The sequence below is a fragment of the Vibrio gelatinilyticus genome, from assembly GCF_022836845.1.
Lineage (GTDB): Bacteria > Pseudomonadota > Gammaproteobacteria > Enterobacterales > Vibrionaceae > Vibrio > Vibrio gelatinilyticus.
In genome coordinates this window covers 186,050-206,428 of record NZ_JAJNNZ010000004.1, presented here as the reverse complement: position 1 = coordinate 206,428, position 20,379 = coordinate 186,050, and the positions used below count along the sequence as shown (strand labels likewise).

The 20,379-nt window shown below is 43.4% G+C and carries 17 protein-coding genes; 4 read left to right on the top strand and 13 right to left on the bottom strand.

Features of this window, described 5'->3' with window-relative positions:
- Window positions 1-15: 15 nt before the first annotated feature.
- The 8 genes from LNL84_RS06980 to LNL84_RS06945 form a co-directional block, all read right to left on the bottom strand.
- Window positions 16-1,065: a formate dehydrogenase subunit gamma gene (locus tag LNL84_RS06980; protein ID WP_425244292.1), complete on the bottom strand. Its 1,050-nt coding sequence runs from the start codon at window positions 1,063-1,065 to the stop codon at window positions 16-18.
- A 38-nt stretch (window positions 1,066-1,103) separates the two neighbouring features.
- Window positions 1,104-1,712: a formate dehydrogenase FDH3 subunit beta gene (gene fdh3B / locus LNL84_RS06975; RefSeq protein ID WP_244356243.1), complete on the bottom strand. Its 609-nt coding sequence runs from the start codon at window positions 1,710-1,712 to the stop codon at window positions 1,104-1,106.
- Window positions 1,713-1,723: 11 nt separating this feature from the next.
- Complete coding sequence (locus LNL84_RS06970; protein ID WP_244356241.1) at window positions 1,724-4,579, bottom strand: formate dehydrogenase subunit alpha; 2,856 nt, start codon at window positions 4,577-4,579, stop codon at window positions 1,724-1,726.
- A gap of 11 nt (window positions 4,580-4,590) precedes the next feature.
- Window positions 4,591-4,806 carry a transcriptional initiation protein Tat gene (locus LNL84_RS06965; protein ID WP_244356239.1) on the bottom strand — a complete coding sequence of 72 codons (216 nt, stop codon included), beginning with the start codon at window positions 4,804-4,806 and terminating at the stop codon, window positions 4,591-4,593.
- A gap of 47 nt (window positions 4,807-4,853) precedes the next feature.
- Window positions 4,854-5,492 carry a TorD/DmsD family molecular chaperone gene (locus LNL84_RS06960; protein ID WP_244356237.1) on the bottom strand — a complete coding sequence of 213 codons (639 nt, stop codon included), beginning with the start codon at window positions 5,490-5,492 and terminating at the stop codon, window positions 4,854-4,856.
- 12 nt (window positions 5,493-5,504) lie between these two features.
- Entirely contained in the window at window positions 5,505-7,166 is a 1,662-nt protein-coding gene (locus LNL84_RS06955; RefSeq protein WP_244356235.1) for a 4Fe-4S binding protein, read from the bottom strand.
- 276 nt (window positions 7,167-7,442) lie between these two features.
- Window positions 7,443-8,045 (bottom strand): DUF3306 domain-containing protein, encoded by a 603-nt coding sequence (locus LNL84_RS06950; RefSeq protein WP_244356233.1) that lies wholly within the window; start codon window positions 8,043-8,045, stop codon window positions 7,443-7,445.
- Complete coding sequence (locus LNL84_RS06945; RefSeq protein ID WP_244356231.1) at window positions 8,035-8,505, bottom strand: DUF3305 domain-containing protein; 471 nt, start codon at window positions 8,503-8,505, stop codon at window positions 8,035-8,037. The genes LNL84_RS06950 and LNL84_RS06945 overlap by 11 nt, the downstream gene beginning before the upstream one ends.
- 153 nt (window positions 8,506-8,658) lie before the next feature.
- Here LNL84_RS06945 and fdhD point away from each other — a divergent pair, with 153 nt between their 5' ends.
- The gene (gene fdhD / locus LNL84_RS06940; RefSeq protein WP_244356229.1) at window positions 8,659-9,477 is read left to right on the top strand and encodes a formate dehydrogenase accessory sulfurtransferase FdhD; all 819 of its coding nucleotides are present in this window, start codon (window positions 8,659-8,661) and stop codon (window positions 9,475-9,477) included.
- 64 nt (window positions 9,478-9,541) lie between these two features.
- On the opposite strand, the gene LNL84_RS06935 is transcribed toward fdhD, so the two are convergent.
- The 3 genes from LNL84_RS06935 to LNL84_RS06925 all read right to left on the bottom strand — a co-directional run bounded on the left by LNL84_RS06935 (window position 9,542) and on the right by LNL84_RS06925 (window position 12,285).
- The gene (locus tag LNL84_RS06935) at window positions 9,542-9,934 is read right to left on the bottom strand and encodes an ACT domain-containing protein (protein ID WP_244356227.1); all 393 of its coding nucleotides are present in this window, start codon (window positions 9,932-9,934) and stop codon (window positions 9,542-9,544) included.
- Between the two features lie 58 nt (window positions 9,935-9,992).
- Window positions 9,993-10,472 (bottom strand): P-loop nucleotide/nucleoside kinase family protein, encoded by a 480-nt coding sequence (locus tag LNL84_RS06930; RefSeq protein WP_244356225.1) that lies wholly within the window; start codon window positions 10,470-10,472, stop codon window positions 9,993-9,995.
- Window positions 10,473-10,692: 220 nt separating this feature from the next.
- Window positions 10,693-12,285 carry an ABC-F family ATPase gene (locus LNL84_RS06925; protein ID WP_244356223.1) on the bottom strand — a complete coding sequence of 531 codons (1,593 nt, stop codon included), beginning with the start codon at window positions 12,283-12,285 and terminating at the stop codon, window positions 10,693-10,695.
- 305 nt (window positions 12,286-12,590) lie between these two features.
- Here LNL84_RS06925 and LNL84_RS06920 point away from each other — a divergent pair, with 305 nt between their 5' ends.
- Together LNL84_RS06920 and LNL84_RS06915 are read left to right on the top strand one after the other, a co-directional pair.
- Window positions 12,591-14,936 carry an AAA family ATPase gene (locus tag LNL84_RS06920; protein WP_244356221.1) on the top strand — a complete coding sequence of 782 codons (2,346 nt, stop codon included), beginning with the start codon at window positions 12,591-12,593 and terminating at the stop codon, window positions 14,934-14,936.
- Window positions 14,937-14,943: 7 nt separating this feature from the next.
- Complete coding sequence (locus LNL84_RS06915) at window positions 14,944-15,822, top strand: mechanosensitive ion channel family protein (RefSeq protein WP_244356619.1); 879 nt, start codon at window positions 14,944-14,946, stop codon at window positions 15,820-15,822.
- 18 nt (window positions 15,823-15,840) lie between these two features.
- On the opposite strand, the gene LNL84_RS06910 is transcribed toward LNL84_RS06915, so the two are convergent.
- Together LNL84_RS06910 and LNL84_RS06905 are read right to left on the bottom strand one after the other, a co-directional pair.
- Window positions 15,841-17,865, bottom strand: a complete 2,025-nt coding sequence (locus LNL84_RS06910) for a sensor histidine kinase (RefSeq protein WP_244356219.1) — start codon at window positions 17,863-17,865, stop codon at window positions 15,841-15,843.
- Window positions 17,858-19,312: a sigma-54-dependent transcriptional regulator gene (locus LNL84_RS06905; protein ID WP_244356217.1), complete on the bottom strand. Its 1,455-nt coding sequence runs from the start codon at window positions 19,310-19,312 to the stop codon at window positions 17,858-17,860. The genes LNL84_RS06910 and LNL84_RS06905 overlap by 8 nt, the downstream gene beginning before the upstream one ends.
- Before the next feature lie 246 nt (window positions 19,313-19,558).
- Here LNL84_RS06905 and LNL84_RS06900 point away from each other — a divergent pair, with 246 nt between their 5' ends.
- Window positions 19,559-20,368, top strand: coding sequence for an ABC transporter substrate-binding protein (locus LNL84_RS06900; RefSeq protein WP_244356215.1), 810 nt, complete (start codon window positions 19,559-19,561; stop codon window positions 20,366-20,368).
- The last annotated feature ends 11 nt before the right edge of the window (window positions 20,369-20,379 follow it).

Below are 20,379 nucleotides of genomic sequence, written 5' to 3'. Positions count from 1 at the left end.
CTTCATCACTCCTTATTAAGTCAATTTCTGTGACGACTGATCAGGTGAATCACTGGCCTTACTCGTCACGGTGGCTTGATCATTGTCGGGGGTGTTCTTAACTTCTTCGTACCAGAGATCATGATGCTCCTTAGCCCAAGTCTCATCGACATCACCGGTTACCATTCCTTCCAGTGCGCCTTCCATCCCAAACAAGCCAATATAGATATGGAATACAAAACCACAAATAAGTATCAACGCTGAGAACATATGTATAAGGTTTGAAATCTCCATGTCCCTACGCGTTTGTCCAAATATTGGGAAGTCTAATACTAAGCCACTAACCGCTGCGATTGCACCAAAGACGATCAATAACCAGTAAATCATCTTCTCACCACCATTTGAGAAGCCAGCCGATGGGTGGGAACCTTTATGTTTCCCCATCATGCCACCCATTTTCTTAAACCAGGTAACATCGGTTTTATTAAAAATGGATTTTCGCCACCACTTAAGCAGTACAAAGACAAGAAGTATGAAAAACAGCGGCCCCACATAATTATGATACTGCTTAGCGAGTGAAATGGTAAATCCCCATAACTCTAATGGGACATAAGGTTTCATAAAATACTTGCCGTAGACCAACATCAAGCCACTAAAGGCCAACGTCAAAAACGTAAAAGCCATAGACCAATGCAAAGCTCTATCCATTCGAGACCAGCGACGAATTTTTTTACCCGTTCTTGGCGCACTCAAAACGAGTGGGCCTACCAAGATGTACATTAGAACGACAAGCGTTATGCTTCCAAAAATAGCGACAGCTCCTGCGGGAGACATCCATTTTTCTTTCAAGACAAACCACGTCTCACCGGGAGTACTGATCAACACACCATGTTCTGGCGATGCTGACGTTGTTGTGCCTGAAACACCTTCCCTCACCTGTCTCCAGTAGTCGGCGCCTGCCAACTGTGTCATTTCACCTCTTACTACCTGCCCACTCTTACTCTCTTCGGCTCTAACACCGAAAGAAAGCATAAGTAACACTGCTGCCAACACGGACAGCAGTGTAAGAGCTTGAGTTCTAAGCATACCTTGTTGATTAAGCATACATAGCATAAGGCTCTCCGTTAGCTTTTCGTTGCATCGTAAGAAAGGTCATTACCATCTGTCCAACCCGCATTTTTTGCCCCTCGGCTCACTACACGTTGACGGAATATGTCAGAAACTTTTTCTGCATCCCCTGCCAAAAGTGCTTTAGTAGAACAAAGAGAAGCACACATCGGTAACTTACCTTCAGCTATACGGTTAGCGCCGTATTTTGCTCGTTCTTCTTCTGAACCAGCTTCCGTTTCAGGACCTCCAGCGCAGAAAGTACATTTATCCATTTTGCCACGCTCTCCAAAAGCAGACTGCTTAGGAAATTGCGGAGCCCCAAATGGACAAGCGAACAAGCAATAGCCACAACCAATACATAAGTCTTTATTGTGGAGGACAATGCCATCTTCAGTGTGCTCGAAACAATCTGTAGGGCACACCGCCATACAAGGCGCATCTGTACAATGCATACAGGCTACCGAGATGGAGTTTTCTCCAGGTTCACCATCGTTTAGGGTAACAACGCGTCGACGTTGTATGCCCCATTCTAAGGCGTCATCGTTTTCGTTTTTACACGCCGTGACACAACCATTACATTCAATACAACGTTTGGTGTCACAAAGAAATTTCATTCTAGCCATGATATGACTCCTTACGCTTTAGAAATATTACAAAGGGTGACTTTCGTTTCCTGCATCTGGGTCACAGGATCATAGCCATAGGTGGTGGCAGTGTTTGCCGCTTCACCAATGACATATGGGTCACTCCCTTCTGGGTATTTCGAGCGCAAGTCTTCACCTTGGAATTTCCCACCAAAGTGGAAAGGAATAAACGCAAGACCAGGTTTAACCCGCCTAGTCACCATCGCCTTAACCTTAATCCTTCCTTTTTCAGCACCTTCAACCCACACCATATCGCCATCCTTAAAACCGATGTCATTGGCGTCTTTAGGGTTAACCTCCACAAACATCTCTCTTTGTAGTTCAGCAAGCCAAGGGTTTGAACGAGTTTCTTCACCACCACCTTCGTATTCAACCAAACGACCAGACGTCAGTACGATTGGGTATTCACCTGACTTATCTTGATCTTGTATTGACTTATACATTGTGGGAAGACGATAAATAGATTCACTGTCATCCCATGTCGGATAATCGGCAACCAAATCGCGACGAGGTGTGTACAAAGGTTCTCGGTGAAGAGGGACTCGGTCTGGGAAGGTCCATACAACTGCACGCGCTTTAGCATTACCAAATGGCATACAACCATGTTTAACCGCGACTCTTTGAATACCGCCAGATAAATCTGTTTTCCAGTTTTTGCCCTCTGCAGCGGCTTTCTCTTCTGCGGTGAGTTCATCCCACCAACCTAACTGCTTCATAAGTTTATCGGTGAATTCAGGGAAGCCGTCTTCCAAATCACACCCTACTGGGTAGCTGTCTTCCGCTAACAAGTTGGTGCCTTCAAATTCTACGCCAAAACGAGCACGGAAATTACCGCCACCTTGTGCCACAGGTTTAGAAGTGTCGTAGAGAATATGGGTACCCGGGTGTTTCATCTCTGGAGTCCCCCAACAGGGCCATGGTAATCCGTAGGTTTCTCCATTTGCTACGCCACCCTCACCAACCAAAGTGGTTTTATGGAAGATATGCCAGTTTTGTTGGTGGGATTTCAGACGCTCAGGGCTTTGCCCTGTGTAACCAATCGTCCACATCCCCCGATTAAATTCTCGAGTGATGTCTTCGATAGAGGGTTCATTATTTTCAACTTTGATGTTTTTAAATAGTTGCTCTGAAAAACCCAATTTTTTGCTGAGCAGATACATGATTTCATGGTCTGGCTTAGACTCGAATAACGGGTCTATAACCTTATCTCGCCATTGGAGCGAACGGTTTGAAGCGGTTACCGAACCATAAGTTTCAAATTGAGTGGTTGCAGGAAGCAAATAGACACCGTCGGTACGATCATTCATAACCGCAGCGTGAGTCGGATACGGATCAACAATGACCATCATATCGAGCTTTTTCATTGCTTTACGCATTTCTACGCCACGAGTTTGAGAGTTTACCGCATGGCCCCAATAGAACATCGCACGAATGTTGTCGTTTTGCTCGATGTTATCTTTATTTTCCAGTACACCATCTATCCAACGAGATACGGGAATGCCCATGTTATTCATTGGTTTCTTACCACGGTATTCATTGGCATCGAAGCGTTCTTTAATCCACTCAAAATCCAGGTCCCAGACTTTTGCCCAATGTTTCCATGAACCTTCAGCAAGACCGTAGTATCCCGGTAAAGTATGAGACAAGACACCAAGGTCGGTCGCACCTTGAACGTTATCATGACCACGGAATATATTAGCGCCGCCGCCAGAGCGTCCAATATTCCCTAGAGCTAACTCAAGGACACAGTAAGCGCGAGTATTATTGTTGCCTGTTGTATGCTGTGTTCCGCCCATACACCAAACGACACACCCTGGACGGTTCTCAGAGAGCAGCTTTGCTGTATGATACACGTCCTGCTCATTAACACCGGTAACGCGCTCCACTTCTTGTGGATTCCACTTTTTAACTTCTTCTCGAATTTCGTCCATACCAAAGACGCGCTGACGAATAAACTCTTTATCTTCCCATTTATTGGCGAATACGTGCCATAACAGTCCCCAAATAAACGCGACATCGGTACCTGGACGCAGTGACACATAGTGGTCTGATTTTGCTGCAGTACGAGTACGTCGTGGATCGGCTACGACAATCTTGCAATTATTTTTTTCTTTGGCGATCAATATATGTTGCATCGCTACAGGGTGTGCTTCGGCTGGGTTCGAGCCGATAAAGAGTATTGACTTACAATTATGCATATCATTAAACGAATTCGTCATAGCCCCATAGCCCCAGGTGTTGGCAACACCCGCAACTGTTGTTGAATGACAGATCCTCGCTTGGTGATCGACGTTATTTGTTCCCCATAAGCTCGCCATTTTGCGGAACATATAGGCTTGCTCGTTACTATGTTTTGCACTACCTAGCCAATAGACTGAATCTGGTCCCGACTCTTTGCGTATATCGAGTGCTTTATTGCCTATTTCTTCAATAGCTTCATCCCATGACAGCTTTTTCCATTTACCATCTTCTAGCTTCATTGGGTATTTCAAACGACGCTCACCATGGCCATGTTCACGAAGTGCAGCGCCTTTTGCGCAATGGCCACCAGCATTAAATGGGTGATCAAAAGCAGGCTCTTGTCCTGTCCATACACCATTTTGTACTTCGGCGTAGATACCACAACCCACAGAACAGTGAGAACAAATCGTGCGTTTAATTTCGACATCAGCGTCAGCAGCTACTGTTTCAGCTTGAGCTTTTTTTATCATGCTAGGTGCAAATACACAGGCTCCTGCAGCGATACCACCAGCAGCCAATGTTGAATTGCGCATAAAAGCACGTCGACTTACACCCAGTTGGTTTGATTCTTGTTTCACGCTATCGGAGCGTTTGGTCAATTTCATTGTATGTACTCCTACAGTGTGTCGTAATAATCGCGAATATGTTGCGTTTCGCGATATCCTGTTGTTTTCTTATCTTCCGGCTTAATATCTACGACATCTGTTGACGTTGCTTGTGCGGCACCTGACACGACTGCACTCGCTACTGCGGCAGTTGTAATTCCTTTAAGCAATTTACGACGATCTTCATTGATCGATGTATCTTTGCTGCTTGCTATTTGTTTACTCATACATGGCTCCCTGAGTGGATGCTTTTGTACCTTTAACTCATTGATGCTTACTTCGATATACCGCTAGTAAGATTCTTTACATCAATCTTCAGTTTGGTTTGTGTGGAATAAGGATTTTCTGCGTACTTAACCTGTTCCACATCGAAAAATCTTTTCATAAGTGTAGAAACGGGTTTATAAAATTGCGCACTCGACGCATTATTTAGTTGTTCATAAAATCGCTGGTACCAAGGGCTTAAATGCTTATTGAAGAAGCTTTTTGCTTTTAACTCATCACCTTGAGCAATCAGCATCGCAATAACTTCACAAATGGCAGAAACATGATCTTCGGGCTCTTTAACACTGTCTGAACGCTCAAAACCGAGAGTGTTTAGATCTTGACGAATCTCAGCGAGAGGTTTTTCCATCAACGAACCAGTCAAATGCCAGGATGCAAACGGAACCACTTGCCCTTTGCCTATCCCAATAAACAAGTCTTGATACTCTTGCTCTAAAGATTCGACGTTATTAAGGTTTTGTCGCGCCATGGTAGATAACTCTCCCCATGCAATCGCCATATCACTATTACCGGCTTCAGCCTCAAGATTGGCTAGAAACTCCAGAATGCTGGCATCAGGCGCTTGACGACACAGAGCCGCTAACAATAGATAAATGTCACTTCTTAATTGATTTTGTTCTTCAATCACCTAAATCACCTTTTAGTATTTAAGCTGTTGTTGTGGGTCTTCAGCCATGGACTCAAAGACATCAATGACTCGGCAGTCTTCACACATCGCGATACGGTTTATCGCAGCCTCATCATTAAATTGAGAATGCCCTCGGAGTTTGCCTTGTAGCATGTCGATCAATGACTGCGGAGCAAATGCTTTTCCACAGCGAGTACACTCTGCCGCTTTGTCTTCATGAATAACCAAAGAAGCTTGTCTGGTAGACTGATCCCAATTTAGCCGAGGAGTAAGCGAAAGGGCTTTTTCCGGGCAAGCTTTCTCGCACATCCCACATTGGACGCAATCTTGCTCAATAAACTCCAAAGCGGGTTTATGACCATCGTTATAAAGCGCTTTTGTAGGACACACTGCTACACACCCCATGCAAAGGGTACATTTATCCGTTTCGCAATGAACTTGTCCAAAAGGCGCGGTAGATGGCATTTTTTGAATTGATTCTGTCACGTTACATACATTGTTAAGTTCATCTAACGCGCTAAAAAGTCTTTGACGTTTATTACCTGGTAAATCACCTTTTCGCAGTTCAAACGATTGTGTGGTTAGTTCTGGCATCCCTTCTCGAAGCGTTTCCAAATACAAAATGTCAATAGATTCACGTGGCATACCTAGGTTCTCTAAAATAAGCTGCGCCATTGCAACCTCAGAGCTCAGCACGTTGATAATGGTCTTAGGCATGTGCTGACTTGCTGCAAACAAGACTTGATGGGCGCCGTTTACCAGAGCAGCAAACCAGGTATCCATACCTACAGAGGGCAATTCTTCGACCACAATGGGAATGACACTGTCTGGTAAAGCTCGCAATGCCATCACGTTATAGGTTTCATGACGCGAACTGCAAATAAGAATAGTTGCCTGCTCACCACCTGCTTTTAGGTAATTTTCGAGAGTTCTTTCAATGAACTTTTGAGTATCTTGCGGTGATGGCAACGCATAATGAATGGCTTCTGTTGGGCAGGCTGTTGCGCAGGTTCCGACACCTTGGCATAGATAAGGGTTGATCTGGATCTTATGGCCAATCTTATCGTTACCTTCACTCGATAATGCACCTGCAGGGCAAGCATCAACGCAGCGTTCACAACCTTTGATTCCCCTAGAACTATGAGCACATAAATCAGTATTCAATCGAAAGTATTTTGGCTTATCGAACGTTCCCATCAAGGTCGGGATCTCTTCTAAAGCCTCAGTTAAGCTTGGGTAACCCCTACCAACCGGATAATAACCAGGGACAGGAACCTCTTCTGACATACACCCATTAAGGGAATGATCAAGGACGATGTCAAAGCAATCTCGGCTAATGGCAATCTCAGATAGATTTAATGTTTGCATATTGCTTTTCAGCTCGACAGTAAACGTGCCTAGAAAACCTGACACCTCAATACTGTCTGCAAAATATAGATTTGCTTGCGGGGAAGATTCACCATCAGTGGAAAGCAGCGTGATTGACTTCATCGAAGCCAGTTGCTCAGCAATACTAGTAATGATGGATGTTGGACCAATAACTAAGGTATCACCCTGGCTCTCATAACTTACTGTTGGCGGGATCAGGTTAGAAAGTTCGACAGTGTTTTCTATCGCGTAAAGTCGTGCTTTTCCGTTGCTAGAATCAGACTCTTGTAATAATTGCTTTATCATTGCATGTCCTAGTATGAGAATAATAACTTATTCAATCGCCACATCTATGGCTAATGTGTAGGAATAGCAATAATTGTTCCAATTAGAGTATCGAGCTAAACAATTGGAAAATGAGATAAAAAACGTCAACGATGGTTGAAACTAGCCGTGGAAGAAACGGCTATTGAGAATATGCGACAATTTGTCCCACTGCTCGTTATGAGGCTTAGGGACAAAATGTACCTACTTTTTATATGGTATATTTTGTCCCACTGTTGCAGAGCAACCTTTGGTTATTCAGGCCAACCGATTTGAGCTCTCACTATCATCTTCTGTAGATAATGTATCACTAGAGCTTTCTTGTAGGTCGTCTTTTTCATCGACTAACTCGGTTGGTTCATTAACTGCTGCAACACTTGACTCTTCTACCTCGCGACTTTGAACGGTCTCGATCTCATCGCTAGGTTCTGGCTCATCTGTAACATCTTTGACCCAATTACGTAGTGTCGCTGCTACATCACTAGAAAGGCTTTTCACCGACGCATAGTCGTGATCATAATCATTTAGCCCATCCACTACATTGAATTCCGGAGACATGAACAGCTTTCTCAACGCTGCTTTTTTTACACTCTTGTCGGCTTCAGAGACAAGCAATTGTGCGACAGAAAGCTCCTCTTTTTCTTGTTCGTTATTCTGGCAAGTTTCGTTGTCAGTTCCTGTACTAGCTACATTAGTCAAAGCTTCTTCACCTGTATCAGGCGTGCTTGAAGAACTGGCCGCTGTCAATTCCGATAACGTTGATGCTTGTTGGTTTTTCTCAACAATTGAACTGTCTACCGCCGAATCTGCATCAGAGTCTAACTTTCGCTTTGACCAACGATGAATAAAGTTATTTGCCACTCGCTCGCCCCGCTCCTTTACGCTTCTTACGTCGCTGTTCAAGCAATTCACCATTGCGCCCGATAAAAGCTTCCATCCAAGCTTGTACTGGTAAAGGCATAGGCTTAGACAACACGACATAGTCACCATCTAAGTATTGTGCAGCGACACTTTGTGACGCCGTCACTACCAATGGTTGTAAATCGACTTGCTCATTATTCTCAAATACAGCGAATAATTTAGGATCGTGAGAGCTCAGATTAAAGCGATAATCGGTGCGCTCATCACGATGCAATTCCAATATGGCATGAGGCTTGCTGGTATCATCTACTGATAATCGAATGCCTTGTAGCTCTCTTTGTAATAGGCTCCAACGGCCATTCGATTTTTCGACAAGTTTCACATCAAGTTGAATTGGCCATAACGTTTCACTCTTGTGTAGACCGTTCAATTCTTGGTAAACACAGTTAGACTTTGTCATAGATGAAATTATCTCCGTGTGATTAGGTCTCTTTTAATTATTTGCAAAATATGAGTGTTCTGCAAAGTAACTTTGTTGCGGCTTTACTCTCTTTAAGTAACACTTAACAAAGCAAAATTTAAGCCAATAAAGATTTAGCAAAAGGATAGATGCGTGGCAAAACCAACGATCATAAAAACAACTGAGAATCCCTTCCAAACCATCGAGGTCGATGTTTTCGATGAATATGGAGAACGATTGACTAAGCAAATCGCTTGTGAGCGCCCTCTCACTGTCATGCTAAATTGGAAAGAAATCGTTACGCTCATGACATTAGGCTCACGTCCCGACGCTTTAGTACTTGGCTATCTCAAAAACCAAGGTTTTTTGAGTGACCCTGAAGCTGTAGAGTCTTTGATTATAGACTGGGAAACTAACTCTGCAGCGGTGGTCACAAATGAAAACACGGATCATTTAGATGAAGCGCTGAAGAAGAAGACCGTCACGTCTGGCTGCGGCCAGGGCACCATGTATGGCAATGTCATGAAGCAGCTTGAAAACTATCAAGTACCCCAAATCGAGTTAAAGCAATCTCAAGTATACTCTTCCTTGGAAGCCCTTACGCATTTTAACGATACTTATAAGAAAGCCGGAGCCGTGCATGGTTGTGCTATATGCCGCAATAATGAAGTGCTTTCGTTTGTAGAAGACGTTGGTCGCCACAATGCCGTGGACACACTGGCGGGTGAAATGTGGCTCAACGGTGATAGCGGAGCAGACAAAATCTTTTACACCACAGGGCGATTGACCTCGGAAATGGTCATTAAAGTCGCGCAGATGGGGATCCCTGTATTGTTATCGCGCTCTGGTGTGACACAAATGGGGCTCGATCTAGCAAAGCAGTTTGGTATTACCACAGTAGCCCGCGCAAAAGGTTTACGCTTTCAGGTGTTTACTGGCGCTGACAAAATCAACTTTGACGTAAAGGGCTGATAAACCTATCGACCATGTTTGCACTACTAATCTCTTAGTTTACGTAGCCATGGTCTGATTATCTTCAAGCAAACTCTTGTAATGCCGCCATTGCATCCTGAGCTCTATTCACCTGAACAAAGACATGATCATGATAGTAAGCGGCAATGACATTAGCACTAATGCCTTTTAACGCAAGTTTTGACGAGACAGCCGATGTCAGCCCCACAGCATCTAGACTAGAATGGACCGTCAACGTTATCTGGCTAAACTCGCCTTCGTACACAAGACCAGCTCGCTGAGCTTTTTCTTTACTGAGTACTAAGGTTAAGCCTTCTGCCTCCATAAAGGTGGCCACAGGCTCTAATGAGACATATTCCTCTAATGTCCCAGTTACAGTACAAAATACAAAAACATCTTCCATGAGCTTTGGGCTCATGGAGCGAAGTAGCTCATCAAGATCTGAAATACCGGACATTAAACGACCCCTTTAGTTTCAGCATATCGCTGACTCCAACGACTAAGAACCAATTGGCTCATAGCTCACCAGACAATCTTTTCACTTTCTCGTGCTGACTTGGCACCTCAAACCACGACCAAAACATTTCTAACATTTCAGGGGTCATCTCATACGAGTGTCCTTTTAAATTCTTATTACGTTCTAAAGCTCGCTGCTTACATTCATCATAATCAACATCTAGATAATGAAACTCACAATCGAGTTCGTTAGCGTTTGCCCATGACGCGAACGCTTCGCGATCGGCTTTAGTCCAAAAACCAAAATCAAAAATAACCGAAACTCCAATTTTTGCGAGTTGTATTGCGCTGTCTTTGAAGAGTTCTTGTAAGGTCGCAAGCCTTGCATTAAAGACTTCTCGTTCCATATGCTCACCGTACAATGGGATCATCCACTCGTCGATGGAAAAACGAAAAGCCCGTTGTGATTTAGCTAGTTGTGTGGAATATGTTGTTTTACCGGAACCGATAAAACCGCAAATAAAGTAGATTTTGCTCATACCAAGTATTCTATGACCCAAGTTACGTGTTAGTTTGAAGTATTCAACGTAGTGATGTAATTATTGTCTTGTTTTTCTTCCCTAAAATGCCAACTGCATTCACTTTTCAGCATAGTTCATTGGCTAACGACACTTAGTGAGTAAGATTACGGAAACGAAAAACGGGAGCCAATCAGCTCCCGTTTACTAAATCGTTTTTTGAACAATCAATTAGTCGGTATTAACCTTCAATACCACGCGTTTTAAGAAACTCAGCATAGGTACCGCGGAAATCGTGGATCTTATTGTCCTTGATTTCAAGAATGCGTGTAGCTAACGAGTCTACAAATTGTCTGTCGTGAGACACGAAAAACAGTGTCCCTTTGTAGTTCTCTAATGCTAGGTTTAATGACTCTATCGATTCCATGTCCATGTGGTTAGTTGGTTCATCCATAAGTAGCATGTTTGGCTTATGCATCATCAGTTTACCAAGTAACATACGACCCTGCTCACCACCCGACAGTACCTTCACAGACTTTTTGATGTCATCTTGTGAGAACAGCATTCGACCAAGGAAACTACGAACAACTTGCTCGTCTTCACCCTCGTTTCGCCATTGACTCATCCAATCCATTAGGTTCATATCTTCTGCAAATTCATACGCATGATCTTGCGCGTAGTAACCAATATTTGAATTTTCAGACCATTTGAATTCACCTTTTGTTGGCTCTAATGCGCCAGCAAGAACGTTTAACAAAGTGGTTTTACCCGCACCGTTTTCACCGATAATGGCCACACGTTCGCCAACTTCAAAAATTGCATTAAAGTCTGACCAAAGAGTCGCTTCAAAGCCTTTCTCTAAGTTCTCAACGACAAGAGCATTACGGAACAGTTCTTTTTCTTGCTCAAAACGAATAAACGGGTTTTGACGGCTCGACGCTTTTACTTCTTCTAATTGGATTTTATCCATTTGCTTAGCACGAGAAGTCGCTTGCTTAGCTTTAGATGCGTTAGCCGAGAATCGAGAAACAAACGTTTGAAGCTCAGCTATTTGCGCTTTCTTCTTCGCATTATCCGCGAGTAGACGTTCGCGAACTTGAGTCGCCGCAAACATGTATTCATCATAGTTGCCTGGATAAACACGCAGCTCGCCATAATCCAAATCAGCCATGTGAGTACAAACACTATTTAAGAAGTGACGGTCGTGAGAAATGATGATCATTGTGCAGTTACGCTGATTCAGTGTTTCTTCAAGCCAACGAATAGTGTCCATATCCAAGTTGTTCGTAGGTTCATCAAGCAACATAATATGCGGGTCAGCAAATAGAACTTGCGCTAGTAGAACACGAAGTTTCCAACCCGGTGCCACTTCACTCATCAAGCCAAAATGCTGTTCAACAGGGATACCAACCGCAAGCAATAATTCGCCTGCTTTAGATTCGGCCATGTACCCATCCATCTCAGCAAACTGTACTTCAAGGTCCGCTACTTTCATGCCATCGTCTTCGCTCATTTCTGGTAATGAATATATGCGATCGCGCTCTTTTTTAACTTCCCATAGCTCTTTATGCCCCATAATAACGGTGTCTACTACAGTAAATTCTTCGTAAGCAAACTGATCCTGACTAAGCTTAGCGACGCGCTCATTAGGGTCATAAGATACCGTTCCACTTGTTTGCTCAAGTTCGCCACCTAGAATTTTCATAAAAGTTGACTTACCACAACCGTTCGCTCCAATTAAACCATAGCGATTGCCTTCGCCAAATTTAATAGAGATATTTTCGAATAACGGTTTAGCACCAAATTGTTGAGTAATGTTTGCTGTAGAGAGCACTTAGAGCACCTTTATATGGATGATGAAAACGGCGTCACCCTACAGTCTACAAGCCTCAGTTGCAAGCTTTAAAGCCAATCATATGCACATTAATTATCCACTTCTTTGCGGCAAAATTGTGCGCTTAGTAGTTTTGAGAACTTGAAGCTAAAGGGTTTCCTAGCTATCACCATGAAAAATATAAATAAATCTTGCCCTCACGGATACCGACTTCGTTAGCTGACGGTCAATTTATCTGTTATTACGCACTTTATGGAACACACGGCTACACTTACCTCAAGTTATCAATAAGTTAGTTGACTCATATGAGATATTTCTTGTGCTTTCTTGTCGTACTATTTGGGATTTACCCATCATTCGCTGTTGCTGATTGGCAGTATGAGGAAGATTCAGGCCCAAAAGTTGGTGATACGGCAATAAAAATTAGTGATGCGATTGAATCGCTACCCTCTCGACTATTTTTTACAGAGACCGATAGTCGCAAGGTAGAACAACTGCTCAATGCGACTTTGGCTGCTCAAAATCGGGAAATAGACAATTATGGTTTGGCTCTTGAGCGCTACAGAAAGGAGATGACGGATGAACAATGGCACCTTGTGCGTATTGAGTATCTAACGCTAACTAGCCTAAGTCAAAGTAAGCAACGCTTGCTTGAACTGGCGCCTTCGCGCTTTAGGGATGAGCTAACTGGTTTTGGTCCTCGCGGTGTTCAGCAATTTACACAAGAGTGGCGCATTAGCCGTCTGAATGTTGAATATTTTATTTACCTTCAGGTTCGTAGCCTAAAGGCACTCATTACCGATCTGTTTATCTCGCCTATACCTGTCATATGGGCGGGACTAAAGGTATTCGCTATTTATTTGGCTTTGATGTGGTGGTTAGCTAATCACTCACGCCTTTATGATCAATATCGAGAGCTTGTTAAGAATCGCACAACCGCGCCACCACTTTGGATGAAGGTGATATGGTATATCGGCCGTGCCGGTCGTGCCATCGCGTGGTTAATCGCCCTCACCCTGTCTTTGCGAATTTTGGCCGAACTTGATGCCTTGTCGCAACTCATCTTTTTGGAGATCATTACCTGGTGGGTGTTAGGTGGTGCTATTGCTATCAGCTTCATTTTGGAGTTTATTCACCGAAATAGCCGCAGTGTGACCAAACAAATTGTGCAGTTACGCCTATCTACAGTTCGCCGTTATGTATGGAGCTTTATGGTTGCTGGTTTAGTACTACAAATCTCGGCGCAAACGCTCGGTAAAGGCACTATTTATTTTTGGATTTCCAGTTTTGTGACCTTTTGGTTTGCATTGATAACCCTTTCGATACTGCTACTTTGGAAATCTACCGTTTTTGCTTCACTAAGTCGTATTACCGACAAGCCCGTTTATGTCACTTGGGCGGAAGGTAACAAAGACAGTTGGTTACTCGGCATTGTTGCGAGCGCCATCGCTATGCTATGGCTAGTCATCCATCACACCCAACATAGACTTATTGGTTTTCTTTCCGCCATTCCCGCTTTCAATCAAGCACTTACTTACTTATTTAAAATTGAAGTTGCAAAGCAATCGAGCTCTCAAGACGAACAAAAGAACCTTGTCCGGATCAAAGGAAACGAAGCTTTTGATTACATTCTGCCTGGTAATGATTTCAGTCCAATCGTTGATTACGCTAAGGATGAACTAAATCAGTTATGCCACTATTTATTAACCGACAGTCCGGCAATTTGTGTCGTTAGTGGCGAACGCGGTGTTGGTACTACACGTTTACTTAAACAGATCCTCCACAAAGCCAAAAATGCTGAGCCCGTTTACCTCAATTGCCCCTACTCCGGTTACAACGCTCTTCTCGTTCATCTTGCTGTGAGTATAGGTCTTGAAGAAGACACTAGTGATATCAAAATACTAAATCATCTAAGGAAAAGTGAAACGACTTATTTGATTGCTCTGGATAATTGCCAAAGGTTAGTCAAACCCAAAGTGGGAGGGCTGGCAGATTTGATCAAACTAACCAACTTACTGCGCCGCTCCAAGAAAAATCACCGCGCCATACTATCCATAGAAAAATCAAGTTGGCGCTTTGTTGATCGCTCGCGTGGAGAACGACTGCTGTTCGATTGGGTGACTTTCATGCCTCGTTGGAATGAACAACAGATCCGGCAATTATTCGATTCAAGAATAAATCAAAACGTTAAATACCCTGTCAGCTTCGACGGTCTCGTCGTCCCCAAGCAATGGGATAATGATAGCGAAACGGAGGAAGAGCGTGCCAAGCAAGGTTTTTATCGAATCTTATGGCACTACTCAGATGGTAACCCTACTGTCGCGTTACGCTTTTTTAGGCTTTCGATTAGAAAGCACAAAGAAAATGGCAAAGTAGTCGTGCGCCTGTTCAACGCTCCGGTATCTGAAGAGCTGGAAAAAATGCCAAAGCCAATGCTTGCTGTTCTTAGGTCAATCGTGCAATTAGAAATCGCTTCTCCTGAGGATTTGTCAGAATGTACTCAGCTGAGTATTGCCGAGGTCATCGGTGTATTGCGTTACTTTCAAAGCCGGGGGTTTATTGAGTGGGCAGAGGAGAAAGCGCGGATTTCCGACCATTGGTTTAGGCATATTACCAACGTACTCGACCGTCAACATTTACTGGTGAAATAACATGATGATGAAATACACTCTTTACCTATTGGTTGTACTGTTAATACCTCTAAACGTTCACGCAGAAGAAGGATCTTCGACCGTAGAGAATATCACGCAATTTACCAATTTGATTCGTTGGTCAGGCGTATTCTTCAGTGTCTTTATTATGGCCGGAACCTGGTTATTAATAAAATTTATCAGCTCGATGGTTGAAAGTTTTGGTAGCCAATTCGCTCAGTATCGAATGCTAATGCAAAAAATGCAGTCATTCCTTCAGTTTTTCATCTACATGACAGCCGGTCTCATTGTGTTCATGCTGAGCTTTCGAATCAACGACCACATCCTGGCCCTCATTGGGGGCACCCTGGCCGTTTCAGTAGGCTTTGCTCTTAAAGATTTAGCCGCTTCCTTTATCGCTGGTATGACGGTCATGATAGATCGCCCCTTTCAGGTAGGTGACCGCGTCACGTTTGAGGGTAATTACGGCGATATTATTACAATTGGGCTAAGGTCGGTTAGAATGAGGACGCTCTCAGATGACATCATTACTATCCCCAACAATAAGTTTCTCAATGAAGTGACTGTGAGTGGCAATTACGGGGCTCTTGATATGCAGGTCGTGATACCTTTTTACATTGGATTGAATGAGGATATCGTACTGGCTCGAAATCTAATTCAAGAGGCTGCTTCATCAAGTCGTTATATTCACCTGCCTAAACCCGTCGTTGTATTGGTTAAGCAGGTAATCACCGATAATTACCTCGCCATCCAACTTACCTGCAAAGCGTATGTTGTGGATACAGGCTACGAGAAGCTATTTGAAACCGACATTACACTGCGCGTTATGGAGCAGTTCAAAACCAACGGGATCAAACCGCCTCAGATCGCCATATCAAACTCGTAGTGCTATGCCCAAGGCTCGCTAATGGCACATCACTAATGTCTGGTGCTCTGCTTTGTGGGGCAAACGTATGGTGAACTGGCTTCCTTTACCAAGTTCAGATGAAACCGTAATTTCTCCGCCTGTTTGGCTCAGAATACTTTGAGAAACCGAGAGACCTAATCCTGTTCCCTCTCTTCTGGTCGTAAAAAATGGGTCAAAAATACGCTTTAAGTTCTCTGGAGAAATCCCACAACCTTCATCGATAACGTGGATCAGTACCCCGATAGATTCACCCTCTTCTATCCAATCTTCACTCAATACCGTTAGTCGACCTTCACCTTGCATCGCGTGTATTGCGTTCATTTGTAAGTTAACCAGAATTTGCAGTAACTGATTTCGGTTGATTTCTACGGGTGTCGTAGCATGTAGATCAATGACATAGTCTATTTTCTTTTTCTTTGAACCTGTTCTGACAAGTGTGACGCTCTCATCAACGATAGGGTTAACATGTTGCCATGTAACCTGATCTTGAACACCACCATGCCGACTGTATTGCAATAGGCTTCGAGTGATATTTCTGATCCGATCGATTTGTTCCAAAATCGTATCTATTTCTTCTTGAACGCAATCAAGATCGTTATTGAGTTCAAACTTAATCAACTCAACATTACCCAATATTACCGCTGTTGGGTTATTAATTTCATGGGCAATACCTGCGGTTAGCTCACCCAAGGCAGCGAGTTTTTCATGGACGACAAGCTTATCCCTTGTTTGGTTAAGAAGCTTAATGTGGTGTTCTAACTGCGCAGTTTTGTCTTTTAGACTGGCAGTACGCGAACTTACTTTCTCTTCAAGCTCATTTGCAGCTTGTTGGATCTGGTGGTTCCTATACTGTAATTTATTCAGCATATTATCAAACTGCAGCGCCAATTGGCTGAGCTCATGCTTATCATCGAGGCCCAAGTCGCCAATACGCTCGTCGTCTTTTCCAAGTTGAACCATTTTAACCACACGATGGATTCTCTCTATGGGTCTAAATAGATCGCGAGCGCCTCGATAAGCTAATACGCCGGAGATAAACAGCACACCGATAATAATGATGCTTACCTCAACAATGTTAGTTAAGTAGGTTTTTATTAGTGGCCACACCAAATACCCAGTATAAAAAATACCAATGACATTATGATTGAGATCGACAATAGGTTTGTAACCGGCAATGTACCAACTATCGTAAACATAGGCTTTATCGACCCATGTATTTCCTTGTGTTAATACATCGTGTTTGACTTCATCAGAGACCGTCGTACCGAGCGCACGTAACTCAGAATTATTGTTATTAATGGGTACATTCGTCGCAATGCGTAGATCATCTAAGAATATAGTGACAGTACCCTTTAGATGGTTTCCCTGTCCATTTGATGGGTAGATGGTGTCTCGAATGTCATCCACCAGTGTCATGTTATTATTAAGCAAGACACCGCCATCTAAATAACCGACCAAGTGACTATTTTCATCGTAAATGGCAACAACCGAACGACTGATAAAGGCTCGCAGCTCTTTTCGATGAGTTTGTTGGACTGTGACTTCTGCTTGATCCGCTAATACTCTGTCTATGTCACTGACGTCCTTTGGCGATAACACATCAAAAAATGAATGAGTTACTGCCATGTTGCTATAAGTTTCTCTAATCCTTTTAGAACTTGCAGGAATCCACCTTAAATAATCGAGATTATATCGATGACGCTGCGAGGTGACCCAGTCATCGAACTCCTGATCAGATTGAATATACTGGAAGCGAGTCCTAAATTCGTAAGAATCTGAAAATGCTTGAACTTGTCGAAACTGGCTCAACTGGAGTGTATCAATTTTATCGGCAACGATATTAAGGCGGTCGTTCAGATTAACCAATGCACTTTGCCAGGTATAGTGGACAGACCAATACGCTGTGATGCCAAACAGCGCAATGAGCGTCATTAGTATCGGGGCTGAGGTCAGTAACAATAATCGGTAACGCACCATCGATTTTGCTCGATAGTGCCATTTTTGTCGAAATTGGCTATTCATCCAAGATGGTTTCCTCTTGCCACTCTTTGTATTTTCGTTCGAGTGTTTTTCGAGCGACACCTAACTCTCTCGAAGCCGCCGATTTATTCCCATCGTAATAACTCACAACCTGTTGAATGTGATTTTTCTCAACGTCCTTCAATGACCAGGAGTTTGGGTAACCAAACTTTGCTTCTTGAGATGACTCTACCGCTGGCATCGAAGCAATATCATTAACACTTAAGTTTATCGTAGTGTTTCGATGACTACCTGACAACTCGTTGAAATGTCGAGCAAGTGTCGAACCAAGAAGCAAGCAACGTTCAATCATGTTCTTTAGTTCGCGGATGTTTCCTGGCCAGTCATAGTCTTGTACAGCTTGAATATCTTCGTGTGCCCACTTTGGTTCTTCAATCGCCAGGTCTTTGGATAAAATTCGCGTGAAATACGGCAGTAAATCATTAATATCAGCCTTACGTTCTCTAAGTGGAGTAACATCAATCTTTAGTACATTGAGGCGATAGAATAAATCTTGGCGAAAGCACCCTACGTTAACCTCCTCTTGCAGATTTCGGTTTGTTGCAGCGACGACTCTAACGTCGACACTAACCTCCTTCTCGCTACCTACAGGGCGTACAGTACGCTGCTCTAATACGCGTAGTAGAGATGATTGCATAGACATAGGCATTTCGCCGATTTCGTCGAGAAACAAGGTTCCACCACTAGCGACACGAAACAGCCCTTCACGACTTTTCTTTGCGCCAGTAAATGAACCAGCGGCGTGCCCAAATAACTCGCTTTCCAATAACTCTGGAGATAAAGCGGCACAATTGATCGCGACAAAAGGTCCCTCACGTTCGCTGAGCTTATGAATCCCCCTTGCGACTAACTCTTTACCAGTGCCTGATTCACCTTCGATCAAAACAGAGGCTCTTGAGGGGGCAAACTGAGCCATCAGCTGTTTCAATTGCTTCGTCTTTTCTGATGTCCCGATCATCTCTTTATTAATATGTCTGCTAATGTCGTGATTAAGCGCCGTATTTACCCGCTCTGCCACCCGTTTGTCCATACAACGTTTTACTGCGCGGAGCATTTGTTCGAGGTTAAAGGGCTTTAGAATAAAATCGGACGCTCCTAATTTAAGGGCGCTGATCGCAACCTCAAGATCGGCGTAACCGGTCATAAATATGACGTCAACTTTACGCTCTATATCATTAAAGGCTTCTTCCCACTCAATACCAGAACGGCCTGGAAGGTTGATGTCTAAAATAATCAAGTCAAAATGGGTACTTTGTCTCAGCAGCTCAGCTTGCTCGACACTTCCAGCTGTCTCGACATGACCAAAGCTCTTACTCAGCGCTTTTTTTAAAATGGTTTGCATGCCGACTTCGTCATCAACGATCAAAACAGAAAATGCAAGGTAAGCCGAACTCGCCGGGAGTGCTGAAGTGCCGCTTTTAGGATCCATAAACGTCATTCCTTTCTAAGCTTTTGTAATATGGGACAGAGTGTACCAATCTTAATTAAAATATCCTTATTTATAGTGCGACATTTTGTCTCACTTCAACTATTTATACTTTGTTATAGTTAAATAATTGAAGAATTGCTGCTAATTAGGACGTTTTTTAACTAAAAATGTGGCATTGTCTTTGCTTATCTAGTTCCAAGTGTATCGTTACACTGTATAAATAATTAGAAAATACGGATACTTAAGATGAAACTTCCCCAGCTATTACTGTTAACCGCCAGCATTATTACTGCACCTGTCGTGGCTAATGAGCACACCGTAGAACGAGTGCGACTTGCGACTACAACCAGTACTTATCATTCTGGGTTGCTAGATTACCTGTTACCAAGCTTCACTATAGACACTGGCTATCAAATAGACGTTATTGCTGCGGGTACTGGAAAGTCATTAAAAATGGGACAAAATGGCGATGTGGATATCGTTATGACCCATGCTCCAGAAGCTGAAGCTCGCTTTGTGGAAGCGGGTTATGGTATTCAACCACGAAAAGTCATGTACAACGACTTTGTCATCGTCGGCCCCAAAAATGACCCTGCAAACGTAAGTCAGTCGTCATCGATAAAAGATGTGTTTTCTAGAATTGCCAATAAAAACGCGCTTTTTGTATCTCGAGGGGACGACTCTGGAACAAATATTAAAGAATTACAAATCTGGGATCAGACCCAGATAGCGCCTGAATTTCCGGGTTATCGCTCCGTAGGCCAAGGTATGGGCCCAACTCTAAACATGGCCTCTGAAATACAGGGCTATACTATGACAGACCGAGGCACATGGCTCGCCTATCAGGCAAAGTTAGATCTCGCGATTTTATTCGAAGGCGATGAACATCTTTTTAATCCTTATCAAGTAATTTTGGTTAGCCCTAAGCGTTATTCAGATATTAATGTTGAGGGTGCTCAGGCGCTCAGTAATTGGTTGGTCTCAAAAAAGGGGCAGAAGATGATAAATAGCTATCGCAAAATGGATCAGCAACTCTTTGTCGCCAATGCTGAGTGAGCAGGTAAATA